The sequence below is a fragment of the Paenibacillus sp. SAFN-117 genome, from assembly GCF_051966115.1.
GTDB lineage: Bacteria > Bacillota > Bacilli > Paenibacillales > NBRC-103111 > Paenibacillus_L > Paenibacillus_L residui.
This window is the reverse complement of the sequence record NZ_JBQCLK010000027.1, coordinates 70,566-89,957: the sequence shown is the minus strand read 5'-3', so window position 1 is coordinate 89,957 and position 19,392 is coordinate 70,566. Positions and strand designations below refer to the sequence as shown.

At 50.4% G+C, this 19,392-nt stretch carries 16 protein-coding genes; 6 read left to right on the top strand and 10 right to left on the bottom strand.

All coding sequences use genetic code 11. The features are described from left to right. The first annotated feature begins 589 nt into the window (after window positions 1-589). Window positions 590-1,579, top strand: a complete 990-nt coding sequence (locus ACTHRH_RS17660; protein WP_440416834.1) for an IS1595 family transposase — start codon at window positions 590-592, stop codon at window positions 1,577-1,579. 1,001 nt (window positions 1,580-2,580) lie between these two features. Here the strand turns inward: ACTHRH_RS17660 and ACTHRH_RS17655 are convergent. The 10 genes from ACTHRH_RS17655 to ACTHRH_RS17610 all read right to left on the bottom strand — a co-directional run bounded on the left by ACTHRH_RS17655 (window position 2,581) and on the right by ACTHRH_RS17610 (window position 13,041). After that, window positions 2,581-3,540 (bottom strand): ROK family protein, encoded by a 960-nt coding sequence (locus tag ACTHRH_RS17655; RefSeq protein WP_144933851.1) that lies wholly within the window; start codon window positions 3,538-3,540, stop codon window positions 2,581-2,583. Further along, window positions 3,537-4,349 carry a DeoR/GlpR family DNA-binding transcription regulator gene (locus tag ACTHRH_RS17650; protein ID WP_144933852.1) on the bottom strand — a complete coding sequence of 271 codons (813 nt, stop codon included), beginning with the start codon at window positions 4,347-4,349 and terminating at the stop codon, window positions 3,537-3,539. The genes ACTHRH_RS17655 and ACTHRH_RS17650 overlap by 4 nt, the downstream gene beginning before the upstream one ends. Before the next feature lie 71 nt (window positions 4,350-4,420). After that, the gene (locus ACTHRH_RS17645) at window positions 4,421-5,470 is read right to left on the bottom strand and encodes an SIS domain-containing protein (protein ID WP_150960354.1); all 1,050 of its coding nucleotides are present in this window, start codon (window positions 5,468-5,470) and stop codon (window positions 4,421-4,423) included. A gap of 110 nt (window positions 5,471-5,580) precedes the next feature. Then, entirely contained in the window at window positions 5,581-6,933 is a 1,353-nt protein-coding gene (locus ACTHRH_RS17640; RefSeq protein ID WP_150960353.1) for a hypothetical protein, read from the bottom strand. Between the two features lie 45 nt (window positions 6,934-6,978). Beyond that, entirely contained in the window at window positions 6,979-8,169 is a 1,191-nt protein-coding gene (locus tag ACTHRH_RS17635; RefSeq protein ID WP_440416831.1) for a M20 metallopeptidase family protein, read from the bottom strand. Then, window positions 8,166-9,056: an L-serine ammonia-lyase, iron-sulfur-dependent, subunit alpha gene (gene sdaAA, locus ACTHRH_RS17630; RefSeq protein ID WP_144933855.1), complete on the bottom strand. Its 891-nt coding sequence runs from the start codon at window positions 9,054-9,056 to the stop codon at window positions 8,166-8,168. Before sdaAA ends, ACTHRH_RS17635 begins: the two co-directional genes overlap by 4 nt. 3 nt (window positions 9,057-9,059) lie before the next feature. After that, window positions 9,060-9,734, bottom strand: a complete 675-nt coding sequence (sdaAB, locus tag ACTHRH_RS17625; RefSeq protein WP_144933856.1) for an L-serine ammonia-lyase, iron-sulfur-dependent subunit beta — start codon at window positions 9,732-9,734, stop codon at window positions 9,060-9,062. A 32-nt stretch (window positions 9,735-9,766) separates the two neighbouring features. Continuing rightward, on the bottom strand, window positions 9,767-10,837 hold the full coding sequence (locus ACTHRH_RS17620) for a dihydrodipicolinate synthase family protein (RefSeq protein WP_440416828.1): 1,071 nt from the start codon (window positions 10,835-10,837) through the stop codon (window positions 9,767-9,769). Window position 10,838: 1 nt separating this feature from the next. Continuing rightward, the gene (locus ACTHRH_RS17615; protein ID WP_144933858.1) at window positions 10,839-11,855 is read right to left on the bottom strand and encodes an NAD-dependent epimerase/dehydratase family protein; all 1,017 of its coding nucleotides are present in this window, start codon (window positions 11,853-11,855) and stop codon (window positions 10,839-10,841) included. A gap of 283 nt (window positions 11,856-12,138) precedes the next feature. Beyond that, window positions 12,139-13,041: a TIGR01777 family oxidoreductase gene (locus tag ACTHRH_RS17610; RefSeq protein ID WP_379286338.1), complete on the bottom strand. Its 903-nt coding sequence runs from the start codon at window positions 13,039-13,041 to the stop codon at window positions 12,139-12,141. Window positions 13,042-13,344: 303 nt separating this feature from the next. Here ACTHRH_RS17610 and ACTHRH_RS17605 point away from each other — a divergent pair, with 303 nt between their 5' ends. The 5 genes from ACTHRH_RS17605 (at window position 13,345) to ACTHRH_RS17585 (ending at window position 19,065) form a co-directional block, all read left to right on the top strand. Continuing rightward, a complete protein-coding gene (locus ACTHRH_RS17605) occupies window positions 13,345-15,105 on the top strand; it encodes an ABC transporter substrate-binding protein (RefSeq protein ID WP_440416825.1) in 1,761 nt (586 codons plus the stop codon). A 105-nt stretch (window positions 15,106-15,210) separates the two neighbouring features. After that, window positions 15,211-16,173: an ABC transporter permease gene (locus tag ACTHRH_RS17600; protein ID WP_440416823.1), complete on the top strand. Its 963-nt coding sequence runs from the start codon at window positions 15,211-15,213 to the stop codon at window positions 16,171-16,173. 12 nt (window positions 16,174-16,185) lie between these two features. Further along, window positions 16,186-17,109: an oligopeptide ABC transporter permease gene (gene opp4C / locus ACTHRH_RS17595; protein WP_144941144.1), complete on the top strand. Its 924-nt coding sequence runs from the start codon at window positions 16,186-16,188 to the stop codon at window positions 17,107-17,109. Between the two features lie 11 nt (window positions 17,110-17,120). After that, window positions 17,121-18,107: an ABC transporter ATP-binding protein gene (locus ACTHRH_RS17590; protein WP_440416821.1), complete on the top strand. Its 987-nt coding sequence runs from the start codon at window positions 17,121-17,123 to the stop codon at window positions 18,105-18,107. Continuing rightward, window positions 18,100-19,065: an ABC transporter ATP-binding protein gene (locus ACTHRH_RS17585; RefSeq protein WP_440416819.1), complete on the top strand. Its 966-nt coding sequence runs from the start codon at window positions 18,100-18,102 to the stop codon at window positions 19,063-19,065. Before ACTHRH_RS17590 ends, ACTHRH_RS17585 begins: the two co-directional genes overlap by 8 nt. Window positions 19,066-19,392: the final 327 nt, after the last annotated feature.

Genomic DNA, 19,392 nt, shown 5'->3' with positions numbered 1-19,392 from the left:
CAGCAGCTTCATACATCGCCCCCTTTTGATTGCTACCCCGTTCACTCAGTTCCGTTTGGTTGTGTCATTATCTCTTTACAGGCCCTTTGACTGTTATCCCGTTCACTCAGTTTCTTATCTGCAGCAGCTTCATACATCGCCCCCTTTTGATTGCTACCCCGTTCACTCAGTTCCGTTTGGTTGTGTCATTATCTCTTTCCCGGCTCTTTGACTGTTATCCCATTCACTCAGTACCTCCCCTCTTTTCTTGTTTCTTTGACTCTTAAAAATACAGTTTTTATTTGTGAAAATTCAGAGGTGATTTGTCTTTAAGATTTACCATAGTTGCTCTTAAAAATTACGTCCAGACTCGATCTAAACCTCTACTCTTTTTATAAATACTTCTTGATACGAGAACGTATATTCGATATAATAAAAACAAACATGTGTTCGTATTATTGAGGTGAGCGCAATGTCCTCTTTTGCTTCGGAGGCTATGGAGTTAGAGCGGCGTACTGGCTTTCATTCAGGTTTGTATCGAAAATGGACTGAAAGTTTCAGTTCGAAGTGGGATGAAGAGTCGGACAAGAGTTTTGGCTTGGGGCCATTTTTGTCTAGAAACGCGGATAAAGATTGCCGTTCGGATGTGCACCGAAAGCCAGAAATGGATGCGGGTCGAAGTGTAGATTCGAAAATAATTCAAGATGTTTTGTTAAATCTGTCTATGGATCGGTACTCCAAATGGGACGAAAGTGCCTTCAAGCAAGAGGAAAAAGCTTTTCGGAATCGCTTTAAAACCGAGGAGGATTGTGTACAATTCATCTATCAAGCGAAATGGCCGGATGGCTTTTCCTGTCCTCGTTGCGAACATAGGCAGGCGTATGTCATCCGTTCCCGCCGGCTGCCGCTCTATGAGTGCCGAAGCTGCCGACATCAGACTTCCCTGATCGCTGGTACAGTGATGGAAGGAAGCCGGACTTCACTGTGCAAATGGTTTCTCGCTTTTCATCTCGTTGCCAATACCGAGCAAGGCACGAATGCCGTTCAGCTCAGTTCGTTCCTGCAGGTCACTTATAAAACCGCCTGGGCGATCCTTCACAAGATTCGCCAAGCTTTGTCTCAAGCAGATCATAAGCAGCCGCTTACCGGTGTGGTGAAGGGGGGCACAGCCTTTCATCGCCCTTTCCGCAGCGCTGCATCGGTCTTAGGGCTCTATCCCGAACAGAGGCCTGTATTCGTCGTTGCTTCCTTGGACAAAGGAGCTGTACCTCAGCAGGTCAAAATCAAAACCGTTCGTCCGGAAGATATGGAGGATGGCAGAATCTATCGGTCTGCGGGCGAGCACTTCATCAAGGAGCATGTCAGCCCGGATGCAATCGACGTGGATATCGAGACGAGGCGCTACCATTATCAACGCGTTCCTTCCCTGCGGAATTATTTGCGCAAAGCGAGAGCCTGGACTAATCGAGTATTTAACGGGATCGGACCGAAGTATTTACAGCATTACCTGGATGAATTCTGTTTTCGTCTGAATTTACAATTGCAGAAAGTCCCAATTTTTGATCATCTCGCCCGTGCTTGTTTGCGGACATCTGGATAACTGTAACCGAATTGAACATCTATTAATTATTGAATAACGGGCGACACTTCAGATTGCTTCTCTTTTCTGAGCATGACTAATAAACATCTTTTAAATTGACTATTTATCTGACATTTAATCCATCAAGCCATGTACTTTTTCTGAGCAAAGGGGATAACAGTCAAAAGGCTGCGCAAAGAGATAAAAGATATACATTAAGTGAATACGTGAGTACTAAGATAAGCACATAGGCAAGCGATAAATAGCGGTTACATCTAGTGCATCGGTAAGTGCATAGGCAAGTGGTAGAAACGAGTGTATACGTCTTGCACAGCATAACCAAATGGCAGTTAAGTGTATACGTCTTGTACAGGGGTGGCATATAGGCAATTGATAGATAAGTGTATACGTTTTGTGTATAAGTAAGTAAATAGGAAAGTATAGACAGAGATATTCGTCTTGTCATCGGCAAGCTCATAGGCACGGTAGATAATGTATACGTCTTACAGCGGTAAGCATATAGGCAAGGTAGATAAATGTATACGTCTTACAGCAGTAAGCATATAGGCAATTGGTAGATAAGTGTATACGTTTTGTGTATAAGTAAGTAAATAGGCAAGCTACAGGTAAGCAAAATAAGCTAAGAAAAACAGGCAAGTTTGAAGAAATTGGTCGGCCATCTTGGTCGAGGCAAGGACGTGGAGTAATATGGCATTAGCCTGCCCCGGCGCGGTCGCTTGCCAGGGTGTCTGATCGTGTGAAGATTTTACGCGGTAGCTTTTTTATGCCAGTTTGAAAGGTATTCATTTGTTGCCTTAATAAACTTTAACCTTCTGATGCGGTAAAAAAATAAAAACTGCCCCTATTTTTGAAGAGACCCTCGAAAGTTAGAGACCCTCTAACATAAGAGGTGCAGTTCAGTTTGGGCAGTTTTTATCAAAAGATGGAACGGCTTAGTGATATGGATGTTATTTAGGGAGATAGAAAGACGCAAGAAGATTGCTGGAAGCGAGTCCCTTCTTCTACTCCGCTACCCGGTTGGAGGCGTTAACCGCGCTGCCGATGACTCCGGCATCATCCAGCAGTTCTGCTGTTTTGATCTCCAAACGGTCCCAATACATAGGCAGAACTAAACGCTGAAGCTCCTGCTTCATCGGACCCAGCAGACGTTCTCCCGCGTTCGCGCCTCCGCCGCCGATAACGATGACGTCCGGGTTAAGTAATGTAACCGCATAAGAAAGCCCTCTGCCTAACTGCTTGCCGGTATGCGTCATAATATCGATTGCAACCTGGTCTCCTTGATCATAAGCTTGAGAAAGATGCGTCGCGGTTAGCTCTGCCGGACTGGAAACCATAGAGGACATGATCGTGGAGGTCCCCTTCTCGACCGCTTCTCGCGCTTGTCTTGCCAGACCTGTCGCAGAAGCAACCGTTTCCAAACAACCCGTTAGCCCGCATCCGCACAAACTCTCTTCCCCGTCCATCCGAATATGGCCGATCTCACCGGCAATGTAGGATCCGCCGTAATACAGCTTGCCATTCTCAACTAAAGCGGCCGCTACACCGGTTCCGATGGTTATGCCGAATACTACCGGATAGCCTTGCCCGGCTCCTTTGGCTGCTTCACCTTGGACATACATGCGCACATCATTATCGATAAACACAGGAATGCCCAGCAATTGATTGAGTTTCTCACTGACTTTGAAATCTCTCCAGGACAGGTTGGCCGCGAAATTGCAAATTCCTTCCGCCGGATTAATTAAACCGGGAATTCCAGCGCCGATGGCGCGGACATCCTTGCGGGTAATCCCTTGCTGGCCGATCAGTTCATCCACCATCCCGGCAATTTTGGCAATCACGTGTTCCCCGCCTTTGGCTGCTTCCGTTGGAAGCTTGAGTTTGCGGAGCAGTTGAAACTGTTCATCCAGGAGGCCGCAGACAATATTCGTTCCCCCCAAGTCGATACCGGCATAATATTTCATACGCTTCCCTCTCTTTTTCCACTGGAATCAACTAAATACTGCTTAACGCCAAGCTTCACCAATTGCTCATGAAGTTCGGCCCCCATATTCTTCGCATCGGTAATGCAAGCGTGCAGGGATGACAATGGAGCGATGGAAAACAGCGAGCTTTTTCCCACTTTGGAGTGATCGAATACGGCATAGGTTTGCCCGGATCTTTTGATCAGCGCTTTGGCGATCTCCGCTTCCGATTCCGAATAGGTGGTCACGCCCTGCAAGGAAATCCCATCAATTCCGATAAACATCTTGCCTATGTTCAAGCTGTCGACCATCTTCTCGGCCAGGGGACCGCATAGCTCGAAGCTTTTGTTCCGCATGATTCCGCCGATAACGACGATCTGAATCTCGTCGTTATCGGCTAACTCCATGGCAATATTGACTGCGTTGGTCACCACGGTAATCCCTCTGCGCGTCTTTAGCGCTCTGGCAATCAAAAAGGTGGTGGTCCCCCCGGTCAAACCTATAATATCACCTTCCCCGATAAGAGAAGCCGCCTTCTCAGCAATAGCTTCCTTCTCTATCCAGGAATAATGCTTGCGCTCGGTGAACGATATTTCCCGGGTGGCACTAAAGCCGTCATACAAAGCTCCGCCTATCGTACGAATGATCGGTTCCGTCTTCTCGAGCAGATCCAGGTCGCGGCGGGCCGTCGCTTCCGAGCATGCGAATCTGCCCACTATTTCCTGCACGGTTATCCGTCCATTTTGTTTAAGCATATTCAGAATGTTGGCGCGCCGTTGCTCACCTTTGGATGAACCCTTTCCGACCATGATTTCTGCTCACTCCAAATGTTAGACTTTAGTACAAATTTGAATAAATGTGGCAATGTAATACTAGTTCTTTAGATTTTAACGACTTGCGTCAAGTTGCGCGGGCTATCCGGATCGACACCCAATTCAATAGCTGTATATAAACCAAGATACTGCAGGACTGGAAGATTAAGAACACTTCTGGCTTCATCGGATAAGTCAGCTCCACCCACTTCAAAAACCGTATCGGCAAAAGCCGTATCGTCCCCTTTGCGGGCTGTAATCAGCATAACATGAGCTCCGTAAGCCTTCATCTCTTCGGCTACCTTCAACTCGTAGCTTCTGGCCTGCTCGGAGACCATAACACACACGAAGGTATCTTTGTCAACGACAGATTTGGGACCATGACGAAACTCCAATGTGCCGAAGCTTTCCGTCCAGACATAAGACATCTCTTTAATTTTCAGACAGGCTTCCTGAGCCAACCCGAAATACGCTCCCATCCCCAAATAAATATATTTGCTGAACTTGTTTGAAGCTAATTCTTTGGCTACGGGATCTGCCGCTTTGACTACCTGCTCATCCATTTCCGCCACCTTGCGAATATCATCCCATAGCTCCGCCTTGCCGGAAGCGGAAGCGATTGCAGCTTGCATCATGAAAGTCATGCTGCTGAACGATTTGGTCATGACCGTGCTCTTCTCCTGACCCCGTTCGGATACAAGACACTCCGTCATTTGAGCCATTTTACTGTCAGCATAGCATGTAATTCCGCAGGTCGTCCAGTTGGCCAAATCTTTCACGGATTCCAGAGCAAGGATAACCTCTGTGGATTCTCCTGAACGGGATACACCTACCAACAGATACTGACGTCCTGCCGCTGCCGCCTGATCTCTAAACAAGAAAATTTCAGAGGATGGCCATGCCGAGGCATCTTTACCGAGCCACTTTCGATACGTCGAGGCCATCGTCTGGGCTTGATAATAAGACGATCCGGACCCGATAAAAATAACTTCGTCACATTGATTGTTTTTCAAATAACGGTCAATCCATCCTTGATTTTGCTCAACAATCTGGAGAGCCGCCTGAATCGCTTCAGACTGGGAAGAAATTTCCGGATAAGTAAACTTGCCATAGTTCATGAATGGTCGCTCCTTTTATAAAATAAGAAATCTTAATGAAATTATATGTCTTATTTTTGAAAGATTCAATCATTATTATTGTTGTTTTAATCATTTTTTTGGACTATGGCTTAGTTTTCTTGTTGATTATCGATAAACAAAAGCCGATAAATTTGTTTGGGCCGCCCCTTGGACGGACTTCGCTGCTCGCCTACAATGTCCACCAAACCGCTATCGGTCCATTGCAGCAGAAACCGGTGCACACTCCGGATGGTTACACCCAGAATCTCCGCCAGCTCCTTGGCCGTATAATCCGTCTGCCCTTTACGCGCCACCTGAGCCGCCAGCTTGCTCAAGTAAGCCAGTGTCATTCCATTATTCTCCGCTTTCTTGATCAGATTCGAATCGATCAGCGACAAATTCATCTCCAGTGGCTGGGACATCTCTAGCGGACCGATGACGCTTCGATCCTCGCGGACGATGAAGCTGATATTGCCCCCGGCTTCCCGGGCTTGCCGCAGAGCGATGCGCGCATGCGTCCCCGCTTCTCCTGCGGACTGGCCGAAGCCAACCCCCATGCTGATGGTAAAGCCAAGTGATTTTTCCGCTTCTCTTCCGAGCGGAATATATTTGTACCCCCCGGTTTCCCGTTCAAAAATACCGCGAGTCGTTGTGAACAAATATTCATCCCCGCCCAGATGGGTCAGATGGCCATCCAATGACTCAACATATTCCAGAAGCATTCGGTGAATTTCCAGCTTTAGCTTCTGCACCTCGTGTTCGGTCGTTTTCATTTCATATAACCTGGCCGAATCGTCAATGACGATAAATCCCAGCACAATCTGAGATTCCTTACTCTTGCGGGACTCTGTCGATAACAAGGCTCTTTCCAGGGTAACGATGATATCCTGCTCGGTCGGCACGACCCACTCGTTCGGGATGTTAAGTTCCGTCAGTGCGGCTGCAACCGATTTCAATCCGGTTAAGGCACACGACTTCCCTTGCGTTTCCTCGTAGATTTGTCGGTGAAATTGAATAAGGGCCTCTCTGGAATACGGATCCTTGCCATTATAGACGAAGGTTTGCAGCCCGACCTCCCCTAATTCGTTCAACGGGGATTCAATCATCTGCATCTTTAAGGTGTCGACCGATAGTGTGGCGGCGGCAAATCGCTTATATGCACGGAATAATGCCCGATACAAGCCTGTCCCGGTCAGCGGCAAATAATGAACCGGAACGGTAAATTTGAGCTTGTCCTTAGCTCGCTGATAAGGAAGAGGCCCTGAAAATAGAAGGACCTCCACCTCGTCCATCAATTTTTGGGCCAATGACGGTACTTCCTGTTCACTTTTAAACGCAGAATAAATCGGCTGAAAGGAAGGGAATCCTTTCATCACTTTGCTGATCTTTTTTATAAGTACTTCGGAACCAATCACACCGATTTTGATATTGTCCAATTCATTGGTATTCCAATTAGAAATCATGAGCAATGTGCCTCCAGCTTCAAGTTAAAGATGATGGCTTCCCTCTCATTTATACCCGTTCAGCCGATCATTTGCAATGGCTGACAGCAATGAAGCACCTAGAGCAATACACTGTTCATCTATTGCAAACTTCGGATGGTGAAGACCATACGCCTGTTCAGCATTTTCCGCAGGCCCCGATCCGAGCCAGAAGAAACAACCCGGTACATGGTTAAGGTAAACGGAGAAATCTTCTCCGGCCATAGTGGGAGCCGCCTCAACCCGATTTTCCCGTCCGATAAGACGATCCGTAGTCTGTTCGACATGGCTGACACATTCATCCGTACTGACCAGCACCGGTGTCTGTTCGATATAGTTTACCGTTGCGCGGCAGCGATAGGCTTCGCTAATTTGCTGGATAATTCTTGTCAGACGCTCCTTCATTCCGCTCTGCACTTGAGGAGAGAAAGTACGCACGGTCCCGGTCAGGATGGCCCGATGGGGAATTACATTATTCGCCTCCCCGGCGTGAATGCTCCCAATAGTGACGACAGCCGGCTCGAACGGAGAGATTTCGCGGCTCACTGCCGTCTGCAGCCCCATGACGATGGCCGATGCGGCTACGACGGGGTCGATGCTCTGATCGGGAATCGCACCATGCCCCCCGCGCCCCTCCAGCTTGATTTCCAATCGGTCAACCGATCCCATCAAGGAACCATAGCGGGTCGCCACCTTACCGGCCGACAGCGTGGGCAAATTATGCAGCCCGTAGATTTCGTCTACTCCGTTAAGAGCCCCATCTGCGATCATAGCCTTCGCTCCGGCATTGATTTCCTCGGCTGCCTGAAACAGAAAGCGGACCGTGCCCTTCAGGCTCTGGCGTCTCGCAGACAGAATATGGGCGGCCCCCAGAAGAATGGCCGTATGGGCGTCATGACCGCAGGCATGCATAACACCCGGGACTTCGGAAGAGAAAGGAAGTCCACTCTCTTCTTCTATCGGCAGCGCATCCATATCGGCGCGCAGAGCAATCCTGGGCCCGGGGGCTTCCCCAACCAGGTCGGCGACAATTCCGTGGCCCCCTACTTGCGTACGTATGGTCAGCCCCAACCCGCTTAACGCCTCCGCAACTTTGCCCGCTGTCCTCGATTCCTGCAGGCTAAGCTCGGGATGACGGTGCAAATCGCGACGAAATTCGACCAGTTCCGTCTCCAACCGTTTCCCGTCATCCAACCATTTCCGATCCGCCATGCTCATTGCTTCTTCCCCCTTCGCAAGTTCAGCTCGCTCATGATCTGCTTGCCTGTCGGAGTCTGAGCGAGCCCGCCTTGAGCCGTTTCGCGATGTTTCGACGGCATGGCGCTGCCTACTTCGTACATAACATTGACCACTTCATCGGACGGTATCACACTTCTCACGCCGGCCAGTGCCATATCCGCTGCGGCCAGCGCATTCACTGCGCCGAAGCCGTTTCGGACGATGCACGGAATTTCAACTAGGCCGCCGACCGGGTCGCAGATCAGGCCAAGCGTATTTTTGAGCGCCAACCCAACGGCGTGTACCGCTTGAGCCGGGGTTCCTCCCCGTAGTTCCGTCATAGCGCCGGCCGCCATTCCGATCGCGGATCCCACCTCGGCCTGACAGCCACCCTCGGCTCCGGAGACAAACGAATTGTTCGCTATAACGTAGCCGATCGCCCCTGCACAGAACAGTCCCTCCACCATATGGTCGTCGGTCCAACCGAATCTCTGTTGGCTGCTGACGAAGACACCCGGAATGATTCCGCAGGACCCCGCCGTCGGCGTAGCGATGATTCGCCCCATGGAAGCGTTCACTTCTGAAACCGCAAGCGCATACGTCATGGCGAGGCAGGCCTCTCTCCCCAAGGACGGCTCTTGATCCTGCATGAAGCTGTTCACCCGCTGGGCATCCCGTCCGGTCAGACCGCTGCGCGAAGTCGTATCCTCCGTCAGCCCTTTATGAACCGCTTCCTTCATCACTTCATAATACTGTTTCATCTTATTAAATTCCTGCTCCGGAGTCCGGCCCGATTCCTTAGATTGCTCCTCAATCATCAGACGGGCTATAGATAATCCTTCCTGCTCACATAACTCCGCCAATTCCTTCAGCGTCCGAAATCTCATTGTTCATCCTCTTTCCGTGAGGTCAACCGTCCCCACTGTATGAATCATGTCCACCTTAAGAAGCTGATCGATCAGCTCGCGGGAAATCGGCGAGTCCACTTCAATGACCGTCATCGCTTCGCCGTTGCGGGACTTTCTGTCCAGATCCATATACCCGATATTCACCTGCTCCGACTTGAGAATCGCCGTAATCTCCGCGATCATTCCGGGCCGGTCCTGATGAGCGATTACCAAGGTTGGATATATGCCGGTGAATTTGATGTCGAACTGATTGACGTTGACAATCTCAATGTTGCCTCCCCCAATGGATGCCCCCGTCACCGACAGCGTCTTTCCCTTGCCGGACAAGGCAATTTTCGCTGTATTCGGATGGAAGGCAGGCAGGGAGCTCGGCAGGAAACTGACCTTCATGCCGGCCTGTTCCGCATCATCCAGTGAATGAGGAATCCGCGAATCGTCCGGCTCGTAATCCAGCAAGCCACCCACCAGGGCCAAGTCTGTCCCATGCCCCTGATAGGTTTCGGCAAATGAACCGAACAGCGTAATCTCCGCTTGTTCCGGAAGCTCGCCAAACAGCTGACGGGCTACCCGTCCCAGACGAATAGCCCCCGCCGTATGTGAGCTGGAAGGACCGATCATCGCCGGTCCTATTATGGAAAACACATCTTTAAACCGCATGGAATACCCCTCCGCTCATGGTGGGCGTTACCTTACTGCTCCAGCCACTCATTTAAGTGTTGCTTGACAAACTCATCATCGTTCAAATGCGGATAATCCCGATACATCCGGTCAATCTCTTCCATCTGCCCCGGAGACAACTCCTCCTTCGGGTTAAGGCACCAGCGGCCGGCCAGCAGCCCTTGGCGTCTCAGCACTTCATGAATTCCCGGAATGCAGCCTGCAAAATGGTTGGCAGGATCGAAGAAAGCGGCATTCGTCTCTGTCACCTCGATATTCCGGGTAAGCCACTCGGCAGACAACTGCTCATTATTTCGGACCTGCTTGATTTCCTCGAGCAATTCCACGGCTTTACGGGTCCAGACCGCCCAATGTCCGAGCAGACCGCCTACAATTCTTTTTTCCACCGGCTGTCCGTTCACCTGGAACCGGTAGACTGTCAACAAATCGTTGACAATGTTATCATCGTTGCCGGTATACAGAGCGATTTCGTCTCTGCGCTCGGAATAGCAGACCGCCCTGGCTACGTCGATCGTCTGGTAGCGATTGAACGGAGCCATCTTGATAGCCATAACGCCGGTAATGTTCGCGAACTGCTCCCAGAACCGGAAGCTGAAGATCCGCCCTCCGACGGAAGGCTGCAGATAGAAGCCGAACACCGGAATAATCTCGGCAACCGCCCGGGTTCTGTCGAGAATCTGCTCTTCCGTCCAGTTCTGAAGACCGCCCATGCTGAGCAGCCCCATGTCATAGCCGAGACGCACGGCAAGCTCTGCTTCGGCTATCGCTTGCTCTGTCGGCCCGCAAATCCCGGCTATTTTCAGGAAGGGACGGTCCAGATTGGCCCGGTCCACTTCTTCGGCAGCCAGACGCAGCACAGGCTCCAGCAAGTTCACGTCCTTATCGCGGATTTCAAATTGTGTCGAATGGACCCCAACCGCTACTCCTCCGGCACCGGCTGCCATATAGTAGCGTGTCAGTGCCCGCTGACGCCGCTCATCCAGCTTCCGGTTCTCATCCAGGGCCAGCGGGTGAGCGGGAATCGCCAAACCGTCGTGCAGCGCCCGCAGCTGTTCGGGAGTTAATTCTTTACGCTTGGCCATATCAATATTTCCCCTCCCTTTCCTGGAAATGAGTCGGCTTGTTCCAGGTAGCTCCATCTATTTGGACCCAATCGGCAATCCAATCGATCATCTGCAGCAAGGAAACTCTCGGATAACCGAAGGTTTGGATCGCTTTCGAAGAGTTGCTGAGCAGAGCCGTCTCTGCTTCCTTGCCGATAATCTTGGCCTCGGTACCAAGACGGTTGGCGAATTCCTTGGCCACCCAGCGCAGCGAAATCGTCTCGGGACCGGTTACGTTCAACACAGTCGGCGGATTGCTGGCGACGGTCAAAGAGCGGATGGCCATCTCATTGGCGTCTCCCTGCCAGATCACGTTGGCATGGCCCATCGTTACATCGATTTCTCTTCCTTCCTTGATTGCCTTGGCAATTTCAAGCAAGACCCCGTATCTCAAGTCTATAGCATAATTCAAGCGAAATACAGTCAGCGGAGTCCCATATTTATGAGAGAAATATTCGAATACCCGCTCGCGGCCCAAGCTCGACTGGCCGTATTCCCCGTTCGGATTCGGAGGAGTTAATTCAGTGGCTCCGCCATCGATGACAGGCGTCAGAGGATAGACGTTCCCGGTCGAGAAGGCGACGATCCGGGAATTTCTGTATTTCTCCGCCACCCGCCCGGGCAGGTAGGAGTTCATCGCCCAGGTAAAATGCTCATTGCCGGTCGTACCGAATTTATTTCCCGCCATATAAATAATGTTTTTGACATCTGGCAGCGCTTGCAGTTCCGAATCATTAAGAAGGTCGACTGCAATCGTTTCCACTCCGTCGTTCTCCAACTCCTGTCTAAGCGTACCCGAGGAGAAACGGGAGGCTCCGATTACCTTCTTGTTCACTCCGGCTTCCTTAATGGCATTCATGGCCAACCGCGCCAAGCTCGGCCCCATCTTGCCTCCGACACCCAGCAGCATGATATCGCCGTCCAGCTCTGCAATCTCTTTAACCAATGCCGCAGAAGGCTCGGCCAGCTTCGCTTCCAGTTCTTCGACCGTTTTCATAACAGATCTCCCTTCATCTTTCGCTTATTTATAACTTAATTGTATTCGTCCATTTATATAAAGACAAGTCTTTAAATCGTCCTTAAATATGCAAGAGTCAGCTTGAATGTCCGAAGCCGCCGGCAGCGGCCTGACCCGTCTCGTGTAAACGCCCGGACGCAGCTCGTCGACAAATGATAATTGTAACCGGATGATTCCACCCATGCCGATCACATTTCATCCCGTATAACCTGTACATCCTCTAACGCTTCCCGCAGCCTGCTTGCTAGAAGAATTCGTAAGCTCATTCCCTCCGTTTCTTGGCGGTCAGATTCTCCAAAGCTTCCTGCAAATTAGGATACTTGAATTTAAACCCGCACTCCATCGCCCGCCGCGGGAGGACTCTCTGCCCTTCCAGCAGCAAAACGGACAGTTCTCCCAGGAGCAGCTTGAATACGAAGGACGGAACCGGAAAATAGTGGCCCCTCTTCATAACGCGCCCTAAAGTCCGTCCGAAATCATCGTTAGTTACCGGATGAGGGGCCGTTGCATTCACCGGGCCCGAAAGTTGCGAATTCCGGATGCAATAATCAATCAGCCGCACCATATCTTCAATATGGATCCAGGACATCCACTGCCTGCCGCTGCCCAGGCGCCCCCCTACTCCGAGTTGATAGGGCAGCTTCATCAGAGGGAAGGCTCCGCCATCCGCACCCAGCACCAATCCTACACGCAGCTTGATTAAACGAGGAACTTGAATGGCTTCCGCCGCTTCTTCCCACCGTTCGACCACGGCTGCCAGAAAATCCGTTAATCGGGCAGGACTTTGCTCATCGAAAGAGTCTTCCTCCGAGGTGCCGTAGATCGACATCCCTGATCCGTTCACTATGACTTCGGGCTTCCGCTCCAGACGGGATACCGCATCGGCTATCCGAGAAGCTGCCTTCAGCCGCGATTGAAGAATTCTCTCTTTGGCCGGCCGGGTCCATCTCTGATTGATCGTTTCCCCGGCCAGATTGACGATGGCATCCACTCCTTCCAGCCTTGCGGGCTCCCTTTCTATTTCATCCCAAGACACCACAGCCGCGCCAGAAACCTTGCTTTCGGCGGAACGGGAAATGACCAGGACTTCATGACCCTGATTAATTAAATGCTTCACCAAATGCCCTCCGATAAAGCCGGTTCCTCCTGTCACTGCTATTTTCATAGGAGTCCCTCCCTTTAATTAATAAATTAATAGATTTTGAAGCTTGTTCCCGATCCGTATTGCTCACCTTATTTTACCATATCTCGACAAACTTCACTTTGCCATACAGAGCAAAATAACTGCAGCAAAATAGTACTAAACCGCTTTGAAGGGTCTACGCTTTAAAGTAATAAAATTTTTCTTTTTGTCCATATGCGCAAAAAAATATTTCTTTCTTACTACATAATTCGACAAACTTTTCAAGAATATTCTGATAGTTTAGTGATAGTGTGTTAAATTTAACCATTTAAGGGAGGTTGCAACATGTCAAAAAAATTAAATGTTGTACTTAGCTTGCTCTTATCTGGCACCTTAGTTCTCTCAGCCTGCAGCACAAAATCAGCCGATCCGCCGCCAGATACCTCAAGTCCACAGCCGAGCGCGAGCACCGCCCCATCCACGGCGCCCTCTGCCGCTCCAACTCCTGAACAGAGTAAAGCCAGTGACAGTTTCATCCCTGCGTCCGACAAATCCAAGAGCCCTGCTGCGGCACAAAGCAGAACAGACACGCTCATTATCGGGATGCAAGACTTCAAAGGTTTGTTTAACGGAATATACGGCGAAACCGCTTACGACAATTATGTTAACTCTGCGATTTTCGATTCCTTGATTCAAGTCAAGAAAGACGGCACATACGAGCCCAGCGTCGCCAAGAAATGGGAAGTTTCCGACGACAAGTTGGTTTACACCTTTCATTTGCGGGATGACGTGAAGTTTACCGACGGGACGCCGTTAACCGCAGAGGATGTCGCCTTTACCTTGACGGTCTTGCACGACAAGTCCTATGACGGCCCTTCCGACATTATGAAGGCCAAGATCAAGGGAGGTAAAGAATACAAGGAAGGAACCGCCTCCGAAGTCGAAGGCATCAAGGTCATCGATGAGCATACGATTGAAATTACGACTACAGAAGTAAGCGCATCCACTCTGGCCAATATAGGGGATGTGATCATTCCCAAGCATTATTACGGTAAAGATTATAAGCAGGGCAGTCTGGACTATATGAAGGAACTTCACCAGAAGCCGCTGGGCTCCGGCCCTTATATTATGGAAGCTTACGTTCCCGGGCAAGAGGTTCGCTTCGTCGCGAATGAAAATTATTTTAAAGGAAAGCCGAAAATTCCCAAGCTGATTTACAAGGTAACCTCGAGTGATACGAATATCCAGTCGCTGCAAGCCGGCGAGACGGATTCCGAAACTCAAGTGACCGTCAGCAAGGACAATGTCGAGCTGCTTAAATCATTGGGATTCCTGGATATTAACCTGTTCCCGACGAACGGATACGGTTACATCGGGTTCAATCATAATGATCCGAAATTCAAGGATAAGCGTGTTCGGCAGGCGCTGACCTACGGCTTGAACCGGGAGGAAATTGTGGAAGCGGTTTACCAGGGCAATGCTAAGGTCATTAATGTTCCGCAATCCAATGTATCCTGGGCATATACCGATGACGTTAATAAATATGAATTCAATCTGGAGAAGGCCGCTCAATTGCTGGATGAAGCCGGTTGGAAGGTCGGAGCCGACGGCATTCGTGAGAAGGATGGAGTGAAATTCAAAATCCATTTCCTGGCAACCACCCCCAACCCGGTCAATGATGTTATCATCCCGGTTGCCCAAGAGAACTATAAAGAATTGGGAATCGCATTTGAGCCGGATATGCTGGATTTCAACGCGGTGAAGGAGAAGCAGAAGAAAGGCGATTTCGACATGTTCTTCCTGGCATGGCAGCTGACACCGGATCCGGATTCCACGAACGTGTTCGGAACGAACGGCTCTCAGAATGAAATCGGATATTCCAATCCGAAGGTCGATGAATTGCTGGCTAAAGGGCTCCTGGAACTGGATATCGAGAAGCGGAAGCCGATTTACCACGAGCTGTATAAAGAGCTTAATGAAGATCCGCCTTATATTTACTTGTATCAGCGTACAGACATCTTGCCGATCAATGCCCGGGCGCAGGGCTGGGATGTGTCTTCGTTCAAGAGATTTCCGTACAGCCTTTATCATGTGTCCATCAATTAATAAAAAGGGTTTGATTTGCTGTAGTAAGTATGCAACACATTACCCGAAAGTCCATATGCTCAGCCTTCGGGCTGGGCATATGGACTAACTACGAGGAGGAACGGAATGAAGCAGTATGTCATTCGCAGATTGTTTAACATGATTCCTACCTTGATCGGAATCTCTCTTCTTATCTTTTTCGTCCTCACCCTCGCCCCGGGCGATTTCGTAGATGCCAATTCCAACCCGAATTTGACTGCGGAAAGAGCTCAAGAGCTCAGGGAAATCTACGGCTTAGACAAGCCTCTGATGGAACGCTATTTCACATGGATAGGCAATGTTCTGAAAGGCGAATTCGGCGATTCTCTGATGTACAAACAGCCGGTGACGAAAGTTTTGAATGATTATATGTGGAACTCCTTCCTGCTGGCTGTCGTCGCTCTCGTTCTGTATTGGATGATTGCCGTTTTTGTCGGCATTTTCTCCGCAACAAGGCAATATTCCCTGTTCGATGCGGGCGCCACTTTTTTTGTGTTTGCCGCCATGTCGCTTCCTTCCTTTTTTATCGGTCTCTTGCTGATCAAATTATTTGCCGTTGACTTTAATATTTTCCCTGTCGGCGGAATGTACACAACCGGAAGCAATTTGAGCGGATTCGCCCGGCTCTGGGATCTGGCCAAGCATATGTTCCTTCCCGTTATGGTGCTTACGATGATTCACGCCGGATCACTGACCCGGTACATCAGAACCAGTATGCTGGAGGTTATCAGGCAGGACTATATCCGCACCGCAAGAGCAAAGGGACTGAAAGAGAAGATGGTCATCTACAAGCATGCCTTGAGGAACGCCTTGCTTCCCGCCATTACTTTGTTCGGTCTGGAGCTTCCCGGTTTATTTGCCGGAGCCATCATCCTGGAGAAAATCTATAACTGGCCCGGAATCGGCCGGATCAATCTGGAAGCAGTGGGGTTGAGGGACTACCCGTTTCTGATGGGTTTTACAATGTTTCTGGCGCTGCTGACCGTTCTGGGCAACTTCCTGGCAGATCTGTTATACGGAACGGCCGATCCCAGAATACGTCTGAAATAGGAGGAGATGGACATGAAACCGGTACCTTCAACAAATACTCAAGTAAGCGTTGCCAAACGATCCCACCCTTCTTCTCCCTGGAGGCTTGCACTTCGGAGATTGCGCAAAAACCGGATGGCGATGATCGGACTGACCGTGCTCGCCTTCATGGTTGTATTCTGTTTCGTCGGCCCCCTCATCTCCTCCCACCTGATGGAGAAGGTCAGTGTAGCTAACGGCAACAAAGCTCCTAACTCCACTCATTGGCTGGGAACTGACAAGTTGGGCAGAGATGTGCTGACACGCACGATGCTGGCCGGGCGGATTTCGCTGACCGTCGGCATTGCGGCCATGTTCATTTCGGTCCTGATCGGCAGTGTGTTGGGTGCCATTGCCGGTTATTACCGTGGCTGGGCGGATTCTATCATAATGAGATTGGCCGATATTATTTATTCCGTCCCCAACCTGCCCTTGCTTATTTTGTTGGGGGCCGTTCTATCCGATTTGAAAATTCCGGCCGGAGCGCGAATCTATGTCGTCATGTTCATTCTCGGTATGTTAGGCTGGGCCACCCTGTCCCGCTTGGTCCGAAGTCAGGTCTTAAGCCTCAGGGAGCAGGAATTCATGCAGGCTGCCGAGGTGCTCGGATTAAGAGATCATCGAAAAATTTTCCGCCATCTGCTGCCCAACACCGTTCCGATTATCATCGTATCGGCTACGTTGACGGTAGCTTCGGCCATTCTGGCCGAGTCCGCCTTGAGCTATCTTGGAATTGGTGTCATTCCCCCTACACCGTCATGGGGAAATATGATCCAGGTGGCCAACAATCTCGTCGATTTTCAATTACGGCCTTGGCTATGGATTCCACCCGGAATCTGCATCTTTGTCACCGTCATCTCCATCAATCTGATCGGGGACGGATTACGAGACGCCTTAGACCCTAAAATGAAAAGATAGGAGAAACGAATATGGCAGAAAATTTGGTGGAGTTTCGCAATTTAAAAACATCCTTCTACACCGAGGCCGGCGTCGTCCAAGCGGTCAATGATGTCAGCTTTAAAATAAAAGAAGGGGAAACGTTATGTGTCGTCGGTGAATCCGGCTGCGGCAAAAGCGTCACCGCCATGTCTTTAATGAGGCTCATCGCCTCTCCCCCCGGGAAAATCGAAAGCGGCGAAATCCTGTTCCGGGGCCAGGATTTGCTCAAGCTGAAGGAGCATGAAATGCGGGCCATACGCGGCAACGAGATCGCGATGATCTTCCAGGAGCCCATGTCATCCTTGAACCCGGTCCTCAAGATCGGAGAGCAAATCATGGAACCGCTGATAGAGCATAAGCGGCTCTCCAAGAAAGAGGCCCGCGAAAAAGCGATAGACATGATCCGTTTGGTCGGCATTCCGCGCGCGGAGCAAATCATGGACTCATACCCCCATGAGTTAAGCGGCGGTATGAGGCAGAGAATCATGATCGCCATTGCGCTAAGCTGTGATCCCAAGCTGCTGATCGCAGACGAGCCGACGACTGCGCTGGATGTGACAATCCAAGCCCAAATTCTTGATTTAATGAGAAAAATCAAGGAGCAGTTGAATACCTCTCTTATGCTGATTACCCATGACCTTGGGGTGGTCGCTGAAATGGCCGATTATGTCGTCGTTATGTACGCCGGCAAAGTGATCGAGGAAGCGCCGGTTGTCGAGCTTTTTCACAACCCCAAGCATCCTTATACCCAAGGGCTGCTTAAAGCGAAACCTATTTTGTACAAAAAGCAAAAGCGGCTCTATTCCATTCCCGGACAGGTGCCAAACCCGATCTCGCTGGGAAATAACTGCTATTTCAGCGATCGCTGCGATCGCTGCATGCCGGTTTGCAAAGAGGCCCACCCTGATCTACTGGTCGAAAACAAGGAGCATAAAGTAGCCTGTTGGCTTTACGAGGGAGGGGCTGCCCATGGGTGAGGTATTGTTGGAGGTTCAACGGTTAAAAAAATATTTTCCGATCCGCGGCGGGATTTTGCAAAGAACGGTCGGTCACGTCAAAGCGGTAGACGACGTTTCCTTCACCCTGAAGAAGGGGGAAACCCTCGGCCTGGTCGGTGAGTCCGGCTGCGGCAAAAGCACGGTCGGCCGCACCATCCTCCGCCTGAATGATAAAACAGAAGGACAGGTGCTGTTTCAGGGGACGGACATTCATGGGCTCCCGAGGAAAGAGCTGAGGAAGCTGCGCCCGAGGATGCAGTTGGTGTTTCAGGACCCCTACAGCTCTTTGAACCCGCGGATGAAAATTGGCGAAGCCATTGGCGAAGCACTGATTGACCACGGAATCGCAGACCGGAAAGAGGCTCGGGAGCAGGTGCTGGAGGTACTGAATATTTGCGGGCTGGCGCCATATCATATCGATCGTTTCCCGCATGAGTTTTCCGGCGGACAGAGACAGCGGATCGGAATAGCACGGGCGCTGATTCTGAATCCCGAATTCATCGTCGCGGATGAACCGGTGTCGGCTCTGGACGTTTCTATCCAGGCCCAAATCATTAATCTGCTTAGCGATCTGCAAGAGACGAAAGGACTCACATATCTGTTTATCTCACACGATCTTAGCGTCGTAGAGCATCTGTGTACCCATGTTGCTGTCATGTACCTTGGTTCGATGGTCGAGCAGGCATCCAGAGAGGAGCTCTTCCGCAACCCTCTCCATCCGTATACGAAGGCTCTCCTGTCGGCGGTTCCTATTCCCGACCCTGTCATGCGGAGAGAACGGATTGTGCTGAAGGGCGATATCCCGAGCCCGGCCAACCCGCCATCGGGCTGCAAGTTTCATACCCGCTGTCCCATGGCGGTGGATCAGTGCAAATCCGAGATCCCGAAGTACCGGGAAGTGGCCCCCGGCCACCACGTCGCCTGCCATCTGGTGTAAATCCCCCACAAAGTGACGCGTAACCTTCGAAGTATATTCCGGATACTTTGCGGGGAGGCCCCGGAACTTAACACTTGAATCTTGAAGATTCTGATAGTATTCTATATAAAATCATTATTGCAGGAAAAGCCATGACCCAGGACATGGGATTCCACGATTCGATGGTTCAGAGAGGAAATCCGCGGCTGGAAGGTTTCCCGATTCGAAGGAATCTCCCCGCCTTGCGAGCTGTAACGGGGAATCAGCAACCGTTACCGGAACCTATCCGTTATCAGGCAGAAGGACCGTTAAATATACAATTAACGGTTAAATAAGGGTGGTACCACG